The 14,422-nt window shown below is 34.3% G+C and carries 14 protein-coding genes and 1 tRNA gene; all 15 read right to left on the reverse strand.

The window, feature by feature from the left end; genetic code table 11:
- Positions 1-98: 98 nt before the first annotated feature.
- Complete coding sequence (locus AMET_RS25065; protein ID WP_083761001.1) at positions 99-314, reverse strand: helix-turn-helix domain-containing protein; 216 nt, start codon at positions 312-314, stop codon at positions 99-101.
- Between the two features lie 102 nt (positions 315-416).
- The gene (locus AMET_RS14045; RefSeq protein ID WP_012063967.1) at positions 417-1,250 is read right to left on the reverse strand and encodes a phage major capsid protein; all 834 of its coding nucleotides are present in this window, start codon (positions 1,248-1,250) and stop codon (positions 417-419) included.
- A 113-nt stretch (positions 1,251-1,363) separates the two neighbouring features.
- The gene (locus AMET_RS14050; RefSeq protein ID WP_012063968.1) at positions 1,364-1,768 is read right to left on the reverse strand and encodes a hypothetical protein; all 405 of its coding nucleotides are present in this window, start codon (positions 1,766-1,768) and stop codon (positions 1,364-1,366) included.
- A gap of 165 nt (positions 1,769-1,933) precedes the next feature.
- Positions 1,934-2,101, reverse strand: a complete 168-nt coding sequence (locus AMET_RS25850; RefSeq protein ID WP_198135346.1) for a helix-turn-helix domain-containing protein — start codon at positions 2,099-2,101, stop codon at positions 1,934-1,936.
- Positions 2,102-2,726: 625 nt separating this feature from the next.
- The gene (locus tag AMET_RS14055; RefSeq protein ID WP_012063970.1) at positions 2,727-5,381 is read right to left on the reverse strand and encodes a hypothetical protein; all 2,655 of its coding nucleotides are present in this window, start codon (positions 5,379-5,381) and stop codon (positions 2,727-2,729) included.
- Positions 5,382-5,848: 467 nt separating this feature from the next.
- Entirely contained in the window at positions 5,849-6,814 is a 966-nt protein-coding gene (locus AMET_RS14060; protein ID WP_012063971.1) for a tyrosine-type recombinase/integrase, read from the reverse strand.
- A 153-nt stretch (positions 6,815-6,967) separates the two neighbouring features.
- Positions 6,968-7,044: transfer RNA gene (locus tag AMET_RS14065), tRNA-Pro, on the reverse strand.
- Between the two features lie 163 nt (positions 7,045-7,207).
- Positions 7,208-8,686 carry a stage IV sporulation protein A gene (spoIVA, locus tag AMET_RS14070; protein ID WP_012063972.1) on the reverse strand — a complete coding sequence of 493 codons (1,479 nt, stop codon included), beginning with the start codon at positions 8,684-8,686 and terminating at the stop codon, positions 7,208-7,210.
- 286 nt (positions 8,687-8,972) lie between these two features.
- On the reverse strand, positions 8,973-10,004 hold the full coding sequence (locus tag AMET_RS14075; protein ID WP_012063973.1) for an NAD(P)H-dependent glycerol-3-phosphate dehydrogenase: 1,032 nt from the start codon (positions 10,002-10,004) through the stop codon (positions 8,973-8,975).
- 17 nt (positions 10,005-10,021) lie between these two features.
- Positions 10,022-10,609, reverse strand: a complete 588-nt coding sequence (gene plsY, locus AMET_RS14080; protein ID WP_012063974.1) for a glycerol-3-phosphate 1-O-acyltransferase PlsY — start codon at positions 10,607-10,609, stop codon at positions 10,022-10,024.
- A 3-nt stretch (positions 10,610-10,612) separates the two neighbouring features.
- Positions 10,613-11,935, reverse strand: a complete 1,323-nt coding sequence (gene der / locus AMET_RS14085) for a ribosome biogenesis GTPase Der (RefSeq protein WP_012063975.1) — start codon at positions 11,933-11,935, stop codon at positions 10,613-10,615.
- 5 nt (positions 11,936-11,940) lie between these two features.
- Positions 11,941-13,287, reverse strand: a complete 1,347-nt coding sequence (locus tag AMET_RS14090; RefSeq protein ID WP_012063976.1) for a DUF512 domain-containing protein — start codon at positions 13,285-13,287, stop codon at positions 11,941-11,943.
- A gap of 129 nt (positions 13,288-13,416) precedes the next feature.
- Positions 13,417-13,875 (reverse strand): DUF3189 family protein, encoded by a 459-nt coding sequence (locus AMET_RS14095; RefSeq protein ID WP_012063977.1) that lies wholly within the window; start codon positions 13,873-13,875, stop codon positions 13,417-13,419.
- Entirely contained in the window at positions 13,872-14,207 is a 336-nt protein-coding gene (locus tag AMET_RS14100) for a DUF3189 family protein (protein ID WP_012063978.1), read from the reverse strand. The genes AMET_RS14095 and AMET_RS14100 overlap by 4 nt, the downstream gene beginning before the upstream one ends.
- A gap of 13 nt (positions 14,208-14,220) precedes the next feature.
- A complete protein-coding gene (locus tag AMET_RS14105) occupies positions 14,221-14,415 on the reverse strand; it encodes a capping complex subunit for YIEGIA (RefSeq protein ID WP_012063979.1) in 195 nt (64 codons plus the stop codon).
- Between the last annotated feature and the right edge of the window lie 7 nt (positions 14,416-14,422).

Genomic DNA, 14,422 nt, shown 5'->3' on the forward strand with positions numbered 1-14,422 from the left:
TAAAGTGTTATATGTTTTTTACTTCCTCTACATATTTCACTCTCTCTCTCACATAATGTGAGGTATAGCGTACTAAACTATAACTTACACCTACCTCTCTATTTTTTGTTTGTTTTACTAGGTTTTTTAATCTCTTTTTCAATTTCTTCAATCTCTGCAACTTCTGCATCTACATTGTTCAATGCCTTAATCCACTTATCATACTTTTCATCTGTAATGGGTCTTTTTCTGCCTTCCATCATGGTAATGTACTGTGTAGAACATCCTAAAGCATCTGCAATTTGTTGTTGTGTTGTGTTTTCTTTTTTATTAATCTAATTAATTTTAATTTTTCTGGACTTAACATGTGATCTCTCCTTTGTCTTGTTTTGTAACTTTAAAAAAGAGAAGGGAAAAATCCCCTCTCCTATTGGATACTATTTACTTAATACAACTACACCTGCATCATTAAGTAATTTGACGGCATAAATATAATCTCCAAAAATATCAGACGCTTTTATCTTTGCAACTCTATCTAATTCGATATTAATTCCACGCTTTTGCATATAACCCAATGCACCCTTTTTAATAATAAAAGTATTACATTTGTTAGATATATTGTCGTATGTACCCACTGCACCTTTGCTATGATCGGCAATAAATACTTGGATTCCTCGAAAGTATCCTAGTAAACCGTTTCTTTGAATACCTGAACCATCAGCAGTAAATGTCTTTTGGGCATCTACAAATCCATCCATAGATAGAAAACTAGGTACTAATAGAGAATGTGCAACAATTCCTTCAATTTCTTCCACGTCAGCCTCGTCCCCAAAAAGTTGCAATCCCTGATTAATCTCATCAGAAGTAATTGCAGTCGCATCTGCTACCGTAGATTGTAACGGAGAAGTTAATGCTTCCTCTATTAAATCTAAATCTAATTTTCTAGCAAATACTTTACCTTGTTGTGTAGCCCCTTCATCAATTGCATTTCCTAGTGCAGTAATATTTTCAATATCGTAAACTCTTACACCCTTACCAATTTGCTTAATAGTAGCTTGACTAGAAGTTTGTTGTAATTCTTCTGTATCAATAGAATCACCTTTTTGCATTTCGGTCGGATCACCTATTAGTTTCCATTTTGGAAATGTTACGGTTTCCCCTACAGTGGTATTAGCAAGGATTCCTAAATTAGTTGCTAGATTACCTATTTTCATCTTTCCCTCAAATTTCTCTCTTACTAATCCTGCATAAATATCTGGTTTTATTAACATTAAAATTCCTCCTATTAATTAATTTTTTGTATTAAAAAGGGACTGTCCCCAAATTGAAGGGCAATCCCATCTATGTAAAAAGACACCTACACCTCTTTGTATAGATGCCTTGATTACTCGCTTAATTTTTTATAAAGCTCTGGACTATTACTATGTAAACTTTCACGTTCAGAATAATTTAACTTTCTAAATTGTTCCTTTGTCATGCCATCATTTTTTTTTCTGTCCTTTGGCTTATAACTATTATTCATTAGATGGTTATTCAGAATAGACCCTAATTCACTTGCAATAGTTTCCATTTCATCATCCCCAACATTTAGATATTTAGCCAAATCTTTAGGCAGTTCATTTTGCGCAAGTGTATCTTGCACTTTGTATTGTCTTTCCTTTGCTTCAATTTCTTTTTGTTTAGTTTCTAAGTCTGCCATTTTCTGTTCTAGTGCTAATTCTGCATCGGTTTTATCCTTTGGTTTATACTTCTCTAAATCTTTAATTTGCTTAGTATAACTCGTTCTCACTTTATCCGTTTCCGATTAAATATGTGTTTCTAATCCTTTTATTTCTTCTTCACTTAATTTTGCTTTTAATTGTTCTAACATTTATAATTCCTCCTTATAGTTGCCCTGTATAAGCCCCACATTTGCCCATATAGACGTTGTAATGTGTTTCCTATGCAATAGCCCCTAATTAATTTTTAATACTTCTTTAATCTTGTTAATATGATCTTGTTTCAAATCTCTTTCACCACGTAACCAGTGGCTAAAGTGTGACTTGCTTATGCCTAACTGTTCGTGCAGCCATTTATGTTTTATACCATTTTGTTTTAAAACTTCCCTTACATTCTCTCTCACCTCACTCAATCTCCTTTCAATAGTTGCAGGTCTTAAAGTTGCTAAAAAATATATAAAAGGGTGTCAAATTTGACCCTCCCTTAATTTAAAAAGAAAGTTGCCTAAATATATAGACAACATTACATGGCATTAATTCCCCATGTTCAGCCGACTTAGCAATTTTGGAGGTGTCCAGTTTGGCTACTGGAAAGAAGTCGGCAACTTAAATGACATATTAAGAATTTAATTTATTAGCGTAAAAAGGTACTAAAAAAGCACCTTTTACAATACACCAAATTTGATGTAATCTAAAAAATGCTTCTTATTATTTTTAAATTTATCTTGCATATTATTATAATTATAGGTTATAATAAAGATAACTATGCGAAAATATTTTAAAAAAGGAACACAAAATAAAGTTTGACATACCTGCAATTGTCTGATATACTAAGGTTAAGGAAAAGTATGTTCTGAACTAATCAAAAGCAGAAGAAAATGCGACTACTCAACATATAGTTTTTCGTCCGAGACAAGTTATTAATAACTTGGTTGCAACTTCTCACCACATTCCCTTCCATATAAGAACCATAACTTTATAGTATTTCCAAAGGGTACAACAGTGTTTTTGTCCACCAAAACACCAAAACTACCCTTTTTTTCCAGTTGTCCTAAATGCTTCTAAGAATGTTTCTTTATCTGCATTATATAAAGCGTTTAGGATTTCCATTTTGTATATGTAATCTCCACCAATCACTTCCTCCACAATTGCACATACAGTTTCTTTCTTTATTTTATATCTTTCCACTTTTTGCATATGTTCATTTATTACATTGTCTATTGCATTATACTTTTCTTTTTCATTATCGTCATCCAACATTGTTGTTTTAATATATTTTATTTTGCTTGTCATTTCCATTATCGCTTTTATGATTCCTTCAACTTGCCTATTTTTTACCTTCCTCGTATCTACATCAATAACCATTTTTTCAAGTTGTAATGTATCTCTTTCTTTAGCCTTTAGAAGATTGTCCATAATTTCCTGCAAATAGTCCATCGTGGTTTCGTATTTTTTATGCACACTCTTTTTCTTTTTCTTATATTTATTCTTGCTTATATTTTTAAAGAATAGAGGTTTTTCTTTATCCAGCAATCCACATTTTTCTAAGTGCGTAATTTGTTCTTCTACATCTATATCATACATTCTCTTCACTTGGTCTATTGCTATTTCTCCTAATACCGTTGCTATATCTATCTTCTCAAGCAATTCCTGCAAATCCCCTTCACTACCACCCTTGTTGTACGTGTCCCAATATTGGCTAATGTATCTCGCACCCATATTTACTACTTTCCCAATCTGTCGTTGACTTTTCGAAAGTGTATTATCTATTTTTGCCATATCTCTATTTAATATCGTGTACAGGTTTTTGCTTGTTTCGATTGCATTTACACAAACTCTATACTTGCTACTTCCTATATAGCATTCTTTTGCCACTTCTAACATCTTGTCATTTTCATTAAACAAAACTAAGGAATCTGAATCCAGATCCTGTCCACTCAAAATTCTTTGTAGCGGAAAATCAATTGCATTTGTGTAGATTATATTATCGTTAAGATTGAAATATTTCTCTATGAAGTTGTTATTTTTATTTTCTACTACCAGTACATTCGATGGAGATGTATGGGGATTTCTAAAACCAACGTATTCAGCACCAAAGGGATGTAATGTTGTATATACTTCATTTCCCTTTAGAACCATTCTATCTTTCCACGAATCGTATTGTAGGATTCCATTTAATACAGGTAGCTCGCCTATAGCATGATATAGTAGTTCTAACCCATTCCCCACAATCGTTGTATAATCCCCACTTAATCGTATCTTCCCTTTTTTCACGTGTGTTACACGATTATTTATATCCTTCTTTCTTTTTTCCTTAAATAATTTCGTATTGGCAATGTTGCTATTCCTTTTAAATAAATCAAACAACATTTCATTACAATTCATTTTATTTGCATTTTCTTTTAAATACTCTACATATGTACCATCATCATTTTTTAATTTGTCTATATGCTCTAATTCAAATTTTGCTAATTCTCCCACATCATCTTTATTGAAAGGCATGGAATTCAACATTTGATAGGATGTTTGTTGCATAATTTTTCCATATTCATCTTCGCCATGTTTGCTTTTTTCTTCTGATTTGCAAATTCCAAATATGTTTTTATCTGCTTCGACTTTCTCTTTCCAACAATTCCACATTTTTTTCTCACTACCCTTTACATTTGCAAATTTTAATGCCTTTAACGAGTTGGGAGTAGTAATTAAATGTATATCTTTTGCAAAAATCTTTTGATTGAACATATTTTCTATTTCCCACGTTTCAAAATCTATTCCATTTTCATCTGCATAGTCTTTTAAGAAGCTTTGGACGTTAGTATTAAATACACAGCATTTAAACATATGTTGTCTTAATAGCATCATGGATTTTCCATTTGTGAAATAACTACTATCCAACAATCCTTCACCATCAAATATGTCATTTTCCATATCGTAATCATTATGTTGCTTACTTACTAGTTTTCCATTCTCATCCTTGCCTACTACATTACAATTAATCTTAAATATACTTTTAACATCAGATAAAATCAAAATGTTTTGTGGATTAATCTTTATGGTATCTTTTATGCTACTACTTACCAAACTTTCGTACGCTAGAAGTCCTGCAAAATCAACATCTTCTCTGCCATCCAAGTTCATTCCCAATCTTTTCCACTTTGTCATTTTTCCCTTTAATTGTTTTTTGATAAATAATACTTTGCCTATCCTGCTTTTTGCGGATGTTCTAGAATAAACAACATATTCTATTTTCTTGTTATTTATTTCTAGAGTAAACCCATTTGTATACAATAGTGTTCTTAATCCATCTTCATCATCCGCATCATACGTTTTAACTTCTTTCCATATGTGGCTATTTTTATTGACTACTAATTTCTCAATATTTTTTTCTCTTTCTTCCTTTTTCTTCTCATCTTTTTCATCTTTATTTTTCTGTTTCAATATTTTTATGATTTCATCAGCACTCTTAACCTTTTGTTTAAAATTAACATTTATAATATCATCGGTAACCGTCTTGTTATATTTCTTACTATCTTGCCACTTTAATCCTGCTTCAATTAATTTTGTGAGTTCTAGCGACTTTGGTACCATTCCTCCATAGTTTGTAAATAATTCTTTCTCTCTATTAATATGCTCCCAAATTCTTGCACCTTCAATGCTCATAATATATATGTTTTCACTCTTCATATTAATTCTCCTCTCAATTTTTAAAGTTTCTCTTGACACTACTATCTAATCTAGTATATAATGAATTTAACCTCAGAAACCAGAGGTCTAGTTTTTTATACCCAAAAATTGGTTCTGTTTTAAATATAACATTGATTGTATTTTTCGTCAAGCCTTTTTTGTATTTGGGGTTATTATTGAATTTTTAACATTTTTATTAATAAAAAAGTATTACTAACTTTAATCCTCCCCACTGCCAATTACCTAATTTTACAAACGTTGAAATTTCAACACTCCTCAAAATCACGTAATCATTGCAAATACTACATTCTTAAAATAGTTGCCTAAAAACACCCCATTTTTTCCCCTGTACCGATCCTAAAGGTAAGATAGTATGACTTTACTTTTTTTTTGCTTAAAACGGATTCTGTGTCCCTCTCGTAACGAAAAAAAGAACTGCCTAAGCAGTCCCCTTTACAGTTTTAATTTCATCTCATACTTCCCATTTTAGAAGGTTTGACCATTGTATGTTTACTAACTTCTGTCATTTGTTCTAATGCATTAAATTTATCGTAATCCTTCTGCAAATCTTCACCAAACATATTTACATATTCTCTTACTATATCTAAAGTTGAGTGACCAAGAATTTTTTGTAATCTAAAAATATCACCTCCATTCAAAATCCACTTTTTAGCGAATGTATGACGGAATAAATGAACGGATGTTTTCAGTACCCCTCTACGTTGATTATACTTCTTAATACTATGCCCAAGGCTATTTCCATTTAATTTAGCACCATACACAGAAACAAACAAATAATCTTCCTTCTCTCCATCTCTGTATTGTAGATATTCTGTTAATACTTTTGCCAATACATTAGACAGGGGAATTAATTGTTGTCGTTTATTTTTGGTTTTGTCCAATTTAATATAGCCACTTTCAAAATCAATATCCTTTATTCTAACATTTACAATTGTATCTACTCTATTACCTGTACCAAGTAAATAATTTACAATTGTCCAATCCCTATATTCTGCAAAACCACATTGTTTCAAGTTTGGCTTCTTTAATAATAATTTTAATTCTGCATCGGTATAGGTTTCTTTAATTTTCTTTTGTGCCATCATTAATTTAATTTTAAAGTTGTCCATGTATTCCAGTTCCATAAAATAATATAGAATGGTACGCAGTCCTTTAATTTTGGTATTAATAGAAATATCATTCATATTACTATTATTTTTGAGAAATAAAACGTAATCATCCGTTATTGTTTTGTTAATAGTGGAAATTTGATTGGACAATGGATAAAAGTTTTGAAAGGTATCAAGGGTTTCTTGATAATAAGTTAAGGTTGGCTCTGATAGGTTTTTCACTCTACAGAAACGATAAAATTCTTTAAACCCTTCTTGAATAGTTTTAGTAGAATTATTTTTTTGAAGTGTCATTCTTTTCATTTTGTATCACTCCTAAAATTATTTAAGATAGATACAAGCCATTTTAGATAAGAAAAAAGTCCACATGACTACTAGATTTTTATCTAATAGCCATGAGGACTAATTTGCAATTGGGAAAAGTTAAAACCTCTGTAAATGTTGAAATTTCAAGTTTGGTCGGAGCGACAGGATTCGAACCTGCGACCTCATGGCCCCCAGCCATGCGCGCTACCAAGCTGCGCCACGCTCCGAATTAAGAAAACACATTAGTGCATTTTGTTGTTATTGAATCCACCACATGTATCATTTTATGTCCCTTATGTAAAAATGTCAAGGCCTTTTATTTGCTTCAACTCAATAAAGTACTTTTTTTCAAAGTAACCAGGGTATAGAGATCCTATACCCTGGTCCAAGTTATAATATAATCGCGATCAAGCCACCATTACCATCGTTGATGATCTTCTGTAGGGTTCTTTGTAACTTAATGCGGGTATCCTCCGGCATCATATATAATTTATTTTGCAGCTGTTCTTTTACCAAGTCATGTAATGATTTCCCAAACATATGTGACTGCCAAATTTTATCTGTATCATTCTCAAATTCCTCTAGCAAGTACTTTACCAATTCCTCACTCTGCTTTTCTGTACCAACGATTGGCGATACTTCTGTGGAAATGTCAGCACGAATAAAGTGCAATGATGGTGCATTAGCCCTGAGCTTTACGCCAAACTGGTTTCCATGTCTGAATATTTCTGGCTCTTCTAAGGCAAGCTCATCAAATGCTGGCGGTACAAGACCATATCCAATATTTTTTACATCATCTAGTGCTTTTTCTACTCTATCGTAGGCCTTCTTTGCCTTAGCTAGTTCTGTAATCATTCCCAACAATTGATGATCTCCTTCAATGCCATAGCCTGTTTTTTCTTCAATGATTTTATAGAAAAGTCCATCATCGGTTGCTAAATCGATTAAAGCAGCTCCTTCACCCATCTGAATGCTCTCAAGATTTGCTCTCTTAATATTTTCAATTCCCTTAAGACTATCTACCATTCCTCCAACATCTCTTAATTTTCTCATATCTTTAACACTTTCTTTGATGGCTGTTAAAATTGAACCCTTTAACCAATGATTGGTTTCAATACTTTCCAACCACCCTGGTAAGTTAATGTTGATTTCTGTAATGGGAAATTCAAAAAGTACATGCTCTAATATTTCATGAATATCATCCATTTCCATGGTTGCGCAGTTTTTAATGACCACTGGTACCTCATACTTCTCCTCTAGTTGATTCTTCAATTCCTCTGTTTCTGGTTGATTTGGCCTTTTACTATTTAATACAATAACAAATGGCTTATTAATTTCTTTTAATTCATTAATCACTCTTTCTTCGGCATCAATATAATTCTCACGTTCGATCTCTGTAATAGAGGCATCTGTTGTAATCACAAGCCCAATAGTTGAATGTTCCTGTATTACCTTTCTGGTTCCAATTTCAGCGGCCTCCTCAAATGGAATTTGCTTTTCAAACCAGGGGGTATTCACCATTCTTGGATTGCCCTCTTCTTCATGTCCAAGGGCCCCCTCAACTAAATAACCCACGCAATCAATCATTCGTAGCTTAAAGGATGCATTTTCCTTTAGGGTCAATTCTACTGCCTCATTTGGGACAAATTTAGGTTCCGTGGTTGTAATTGTTTTCCCTGTTCCACTTTGAGGTAGTTCATCTTTTGCTCGCTCTTTTTTGTAGGAATTTTCAATGTTAGGTAATACCAGTAAATCCATAACCCGCTTAATAAAAGTAGACTTCCCTGTTCTAACAGGCCCAACTACTCCTATATAAATGTCACCCTGGGTACGTTGTGCTATATCTCTATAAATGTCGTACCTTTCCATACTGTTCCCTCCTTTTGATCAAAATTATAAAGTAATCCATTATCCTTCCATAACATTATAAATATATGATAAAGGACAAAGAATATGACAACTAGACCCCCTTAATCCTGTTTATTACTTTATATTTTTAATCTCAGGTTTTTATGCTATTTTTTTATATTTCAAATTAAATAATTCTCTAACCACTCTGCTAATACCATCAAGTACTAGCACTTTGATTAGGACTCCTCTGTTTTATGTATTAAAAAACACCTATAAAAGTGACTCTTTTATAGGCGTTGCTTATTTACCAATTTATTTTTTCTGCGTCCACAATGTCTTCTATTTCATGGGTTCGGTCCCGACTCATTAAATTACTGACAGCCACACGGGGAGGAATGTCTTTGTATAAAATACTATATATCTCTTCAGTGATAGGCATCTCAATCTGATATTGTTTTGCCAGCTCAAAGGCAGCCTTAGTGGTTTTAATTCCTTCTACCACCATTCCAATCTCAGATAAGGTTTCCTCCAGGCTTTTTCCTTGTCCTGTTAATATTCCAGCTCTTCGATTTCGACTATGCATACTGGTACAGGTCACAATCAGGTCTCCAATTCCCGTAAGGCCCGCAAAGGTCTCTAGCTTTCCACCCATGGCGCTACCCAATCTAGCAATTTCTCGGATTCCTCTTGTCATCAAAGCTGCTTTAGCATTGTCTCCGTAGCCAAGTCCATCAGAAATTCCTGCTCCAAATGCAATAACATTCTTCAAGGCTCCTCCTAACTCAACCCCTATCACGTCAGGATTTGTATATACCCTAAAATAAGAAGACATGAACAAGTCCTGAATACATTCCGCAACGCTTCTTTCGTAGGCTGCTACAACTACAGTGGTCGGTATATCCTTTGATACCTCTTCCGCATGGGAAGGTCCTGAGAGGACTGCAAAGGGGTGTGAACCTAATTCTTCCTCTACCACTTGAGAAATTCGAAGCAGTGTATTAGCTTCAAGTCCCTTAGCAGCATTAACAATAATTTGCTCCCTGGTAATGATTGATCTAATGTTCTTTAGCACACCCCGTACTGCCTGGGATGAAATCGTTAATAATACGACATCCGTCCCCTTAACAGCTTTTTCAATATCTACATACAGTTTGATGTTTTCATGTAGTTGAGTGCCTGGTAAGTATTTTGTATTTTCTCTTTGACGGTTCATTTCTTCATACTGTTCTTGATTTCGCATCCAAAGTTTAACTTCATGACCTTTTTTTGCTAAAATTAAACTTAGGGCTGTTCCCCAGCTTCCAGCACCTAAGACTGTTATAGATGAATGTGTCATATTAACCCCACCTTTTATTAAACACTGGTTTTTCTACCAATTTTTTTCTCTGTTCCTGTCCTTAATCTTTTGATGTTCTCCCTGTGTCTATAAATTGCCATCACTGATAGTACTAATCCAAAAATAAAATACTCCAGCCCATAAGAAAATAAAAAGAATGGCAGTATAGTCATGGCTGTTATGGAGGACAATGAAACGTATTTATAACGATATAAAATGACAACACCTAAAGAAATGGATGCAATCGCTGCCAAGGGACTGGCTATCAGAGCAACCCCGATGGTAGTCGCAATTCCCTTTCCTCCCTTAAAACCCAGTAAAACTGGCCAATTATGTCCTATGACAACTGCAATACCCGCCATCAATGCGGCTTGCTCTCCTACAAACCGCTGTGCTAAATAAAAAGAGAGCATCCCCTTGAGTGTATCTCCCAAGAAGGTCAATGCAGCTGCCTTTACCCCTAAAGTTCTGAGTACATTGGTTGAGCCTGCGTTGCCACTTCCATGCTGCCGAATATCGATGTTTGAGGTCAGCTTACCTACGATAAAGGAAGTTGAGAAATTGCCAATAAAATATGCACTTATGATGACCAGTAGGTTTATCATACTTTAGTCCCTCCCTGATTTTTCCCTGTAAATAAAACGAATAGGCGTTCCCTCGAATCCAAAGTTTTCTCGAATTCGATTTTCAATATAACGCTCATAGGAAAAGTGCATTAGCTTTTTGTCATTGATAAAGAGAACAAATGTAGGAGGCTTAATTGAACCCTGAGTGCCATAGAATATTTTTAATCGCTTGCCTTTATCAGAAGGTGGTTGATTTAGTAAAGTTGCTTCTCCTATGACTTCATTTAACCCGCCAGTTGGTACACGCATTGCACGCTGATTAGAAATAAACTTCACCGTTTCTAATACCTTAGGCATTCTTTGTCTCGTTAACGCTGAAATAAATAGAATTGGCGCATAGCTTAAATAGGCTAATTCAGTCCTAATTTCTTTGATAAATTTGTTCATAGTATTATTATCTTTTTCGATTAAGTCCCATTTATTCACAACAATGATCGTTCCTTTGCCATTTTCATGACTAAATCCAGCTACTTTTGTATCCTGCTCCGTTACCCCTTCGGTTGCATCAATTACCAATAGGCAAACATCTGCTCGTTCAACAGCTGCAATAGAACGGATCACACTATATTTTTCTATGTTTTCTTTTATCTTACTTTTTCTTCTTAGCCCTGCCGTATCAATTAAAACATATTGATCTTCCCCATCATTAAATGGGGTGTCGATAGCATCCCTTGTGGTTCCGGCGATATCACTGACAATGACTCGGTTTTCTCCTAAAATACTATTAACAATAGAGGACTTCCCTACATTTGGTTTTCCAATAATAGCTACCTTAATCACGTCATCATCATAAATAACGCCTTTATTTTCAGGGAAATGTTTTACAATCTCATCTAGTAAATCACCGATGCCCAATCCTTGGGCTGAGGATATTTCAATAGGATCACCTATTCCTAATTCATAAAACTCATAAAAGGAATCCAAACGGTTACTGGTATCTACTTTGTTCATTGCTAATAATACTGGTTTATGAGATTTTCTTAGCATCTCAGCCACTTCACGATCAGAAGTTGTGAGTCCTGCACGTCCATCCACCATGAAAACAGTCACATCTGCTGTCTCAATAGCTAGTTGTGCTTGCTCCCTCATTTGAGCTGGAATGATTTCTTCTGTATCTGCATCAATTCCTCCAGTGTCAATTAAAGTAAAATAGTGATCCAACCATTCTACTTCTGCATAAATACGATCACGGGTCACACCTGGTTGATCTTCTACTATGGAAATTCTATGTCCTATAATTTTATTAAAAAGTGTAGACTTTCCTACATTTGGTCTTCCTACGATTGCAACAATTGGTTTTGCCATATACTTCACCTCTTACCTTTGTCTTTTATTGGAAATGTCAGCAATCCTTTAACAAATTGCTTGCCATTCACTTCACACACTTGAATTGGAACTTCTAATGCTTCTTCTATTTCTGATACAGTCACATCATCTAAAAAGACCAATTCCCCACTTTTTAACATGGATTCTGGGATCATGACTCCATCTCCTAATGGTTGCCCTTTTAAAGTACTGAGAATATCACTTCCTGTAATTAAACCTGTTACCGACACATGTCCCCCGAAAAAGCGATTTTTAATGCACACCACATTCACTTGTAGCCCATGTACCGTCTCCGTTAGTTGATGTCCTAACTCTTTGATGATTTCACAGGAGGATTGTCCTGTTAGTATTGTGATGCTCTTAGGTTGATTCAATTTAACTGATAGCTTGCTTATGTAATTATGAAATTCCTTTTTGAGCTTCACCACCATTCCAACACCATTTTCTAACTGTGGAAAGCCTTCATAACTATCATAATCAGGCAATGCTTTTTCTGCTAATATATAAAACTCATCAGATGTATAAACAAAGTTACGTCCCATGTACTTTTGGAATTGTCGTTGCCAGCCCTCAATTTGTTCTACTGTTTTACTGGCTGTGGAACGGTTAAATGGTTGAACCTCCTGTAAGTGCTGACGATACGCAGTTAATCCAACTGGCACAACTGCAACACTTTTTATGCTTTCACTTAAATTCCCTAGATGTCGCAATGTATCATCTAGTTCTTTTCCATCATTGACATTAGGGCATAGAACAATTTGACAGTTCATTTCAATGTGATGATCGTGCAGCTTTTTCAGAATGTCTAAAATATTTCCAGCAAAACGATTATTAAGCATTTGCTTTCTCAATTCACCATTGGTTGTATGTACAGATATATTAATGGGACTAATTCGATATTTTATAATTTTTTCAATATCTTTATCCTTCATATTCGTTAAGGTAATATAATTCCCATGTAAAAAGGACAGCCTCGAATCATCATCTTTAAAATACAAACTTTCACGCATATTTGGTGGTAGTTGATCCACAAAGCAAAAAAGGCAATTGTTTTTACAGCTCTTTGCCTGATCAATGATGGGATTTTCAAACTCCATCCCCAAGTCTTCGTCATAATCCTTTTCCACTTCATAAACCCAGCTCTCACCATTGGGTTTTTCAATTTCAATCTCCAAGTATTCATCCGACAAATAAAATTTATATTCAATAATATCTTCTATGAGGTTTCCATTGATATTAATCAAAATATCATCTACTTCAATGCCTACTTCTTCAGCAATACTTCCTTCATACACCTTACTAATCACATTCTTAATCTTAACTTCCTTCAAAAAAACACCTACTTTTATTTACTTTTAGTACTTGGTACTAATATTATATCATATTTTCCAGGAATCCACATCAACTAATATTATCACTTGACTTTATTAGCGTCAAGCACTTACTTCTAATACTTCTGCTTATTGAAGGCTTTTCTTTACATTTGCCACCAATTGTATCAGTGATGGATAGCACCTTTTGATTCCGTAGTTCACTAATGGCCTTCCTAGTGAAATAAGATGTATTTTTCTGGATAAAAAACCTCCGATATGAACGGTGAAATGGGCAAATCTTAAGGTATCTATTACTAGTAATTCCTGTTTTTGATAAGTGGTTAATTCATTGGATAGTTGATGCAATATTCCTGTATAAAAAACACGCTGGGATCCCAATCCCACAGCATAAACATCGTTATGATACTCATCTTTTCCCATATATGTAAGATACCCTATATCCCCAGTCTCCATTCGATCATAGGCTGAAATCTCATTCAATTCCACACTATGAGGAATCCGATCCATTGGTAGGCGGCCCACATGAATAGATGCTGTTACGATTGATGTGTGGGTCCCGCCATAGCAATTATAAATGATCTTCATTTTATCTCTTCCCTTGACTGCAAGATCAGCGATATCATTTTTTCTACTGATATAAAATGATATCGCCATCCTTCATATTGGCTCAAGTCGATGACTTTAATCTTTTCTTCATAAATTTCAGCCATACTTTTTACTAGATGATTAAAAATTCTTAGTCGCTGTCCTCTAAGACAAATATAAACTTCATTATAATTTTCATCCATTCCTACATAGCGAAGCCCCCATTCCCCTTGGACATGAATTGTAGATGCTTCTATTTTCATATGTAAATGAAGAGATGCAGCTATGTAAGCTGCATAGGGGGTTTTTCTATAAGTATAAATCACTTTCATTTACCTTACCTACCTAATGTTTCACAATGATATAGGTCCCGTCCTCTAGGTCGTGTACCATACCAGTGGTTGTTTTTGAAATGAGTAAAGCTAATCTTTCTTTATGCTCCTCATCCCTTGCATAGAAAACTGGCACCATAGCGCTACTTACCATCTCTTTATTTGTTGTGATGACTGCAATGATAAACTCTTTTAATCCAAATTCCATAAGGGTC

It is taken from the genome of Alkaliphilus metalliredigens QYMF (assembly GCF_000016985.1).
Lineage (GTDB): Bacteria > Bacillota > Clostridia > Peptostreptococcales > Natronincolaceae > Alkaliphilus_A > Alkaliphilus_A metalliredigens.

Coding starts and splice junctions, on each gene's coding strand:
- AMET_RS14075 (WP_012063973.1), bottom strand. CDS start 10,004: ATGACACATTCATCTATAACAGTCTTAGGTGCTGGAAGCTGGGGAACA.
- AMET_RS14105 (WP_012063979.1), bottom strand. CDS start 14,415: ATGGAATTTGGATTAAAAGAGTTTATCATTGCAGTCATCACAACAAAT.
- AMET_RS14060 (WP_012063971.1), bottom strand. CDS start 6,814: ATGAAAAGAATGACACTTCAAAAAAATAATTCTACTAAAACTATTCAA.
- plsY (WP_012063974.1), bottom strand. CDS start 10,609: ATGATAAACCTACTGGTCATCATAAGTGCATATTTTATTGGCAATTTC.
- AMET_RS14045 (WP_012063967.1), bottom strand. CDS start 1,250: ATGTTAATAAAACCAGATATTTATGCAGGATTAGTAAGAGAGAAATTT.
- AMET_RS14055 (WP_012063970.1), bottom strand. CDS start 5,381: ATGAAGAGTGAAAACATATATATTATGAGCATTGAAGGTGCAAGAATT.
- der (WP_012063975.1), bottom strand. CDS start 11,935: ATGGCAAAACCAATTGTTGCAATCGTAGGAAGACCAAATGTAGGAAAG.
- AMET_RS14100 (WP_012063978.1), bottom strand. CDS start 14,207: ATGAAAGTGATTTATACTTATAGAAAAACCCCCTATGCAGCTTACATA.
- spoIVA (WP_012063972.1), bottom strand. CDS start 8,686: ATGGAAAGGTACGACATTTATAGAGATATAGCACAACGTACCCAGGGT.
- AMET_RS14095 (WP_012063977.1), bottom strand. CDS start 13,875: ATGAAGATCATTTATAATTGCTATGGCGGGACCCACACATCAATCGTA.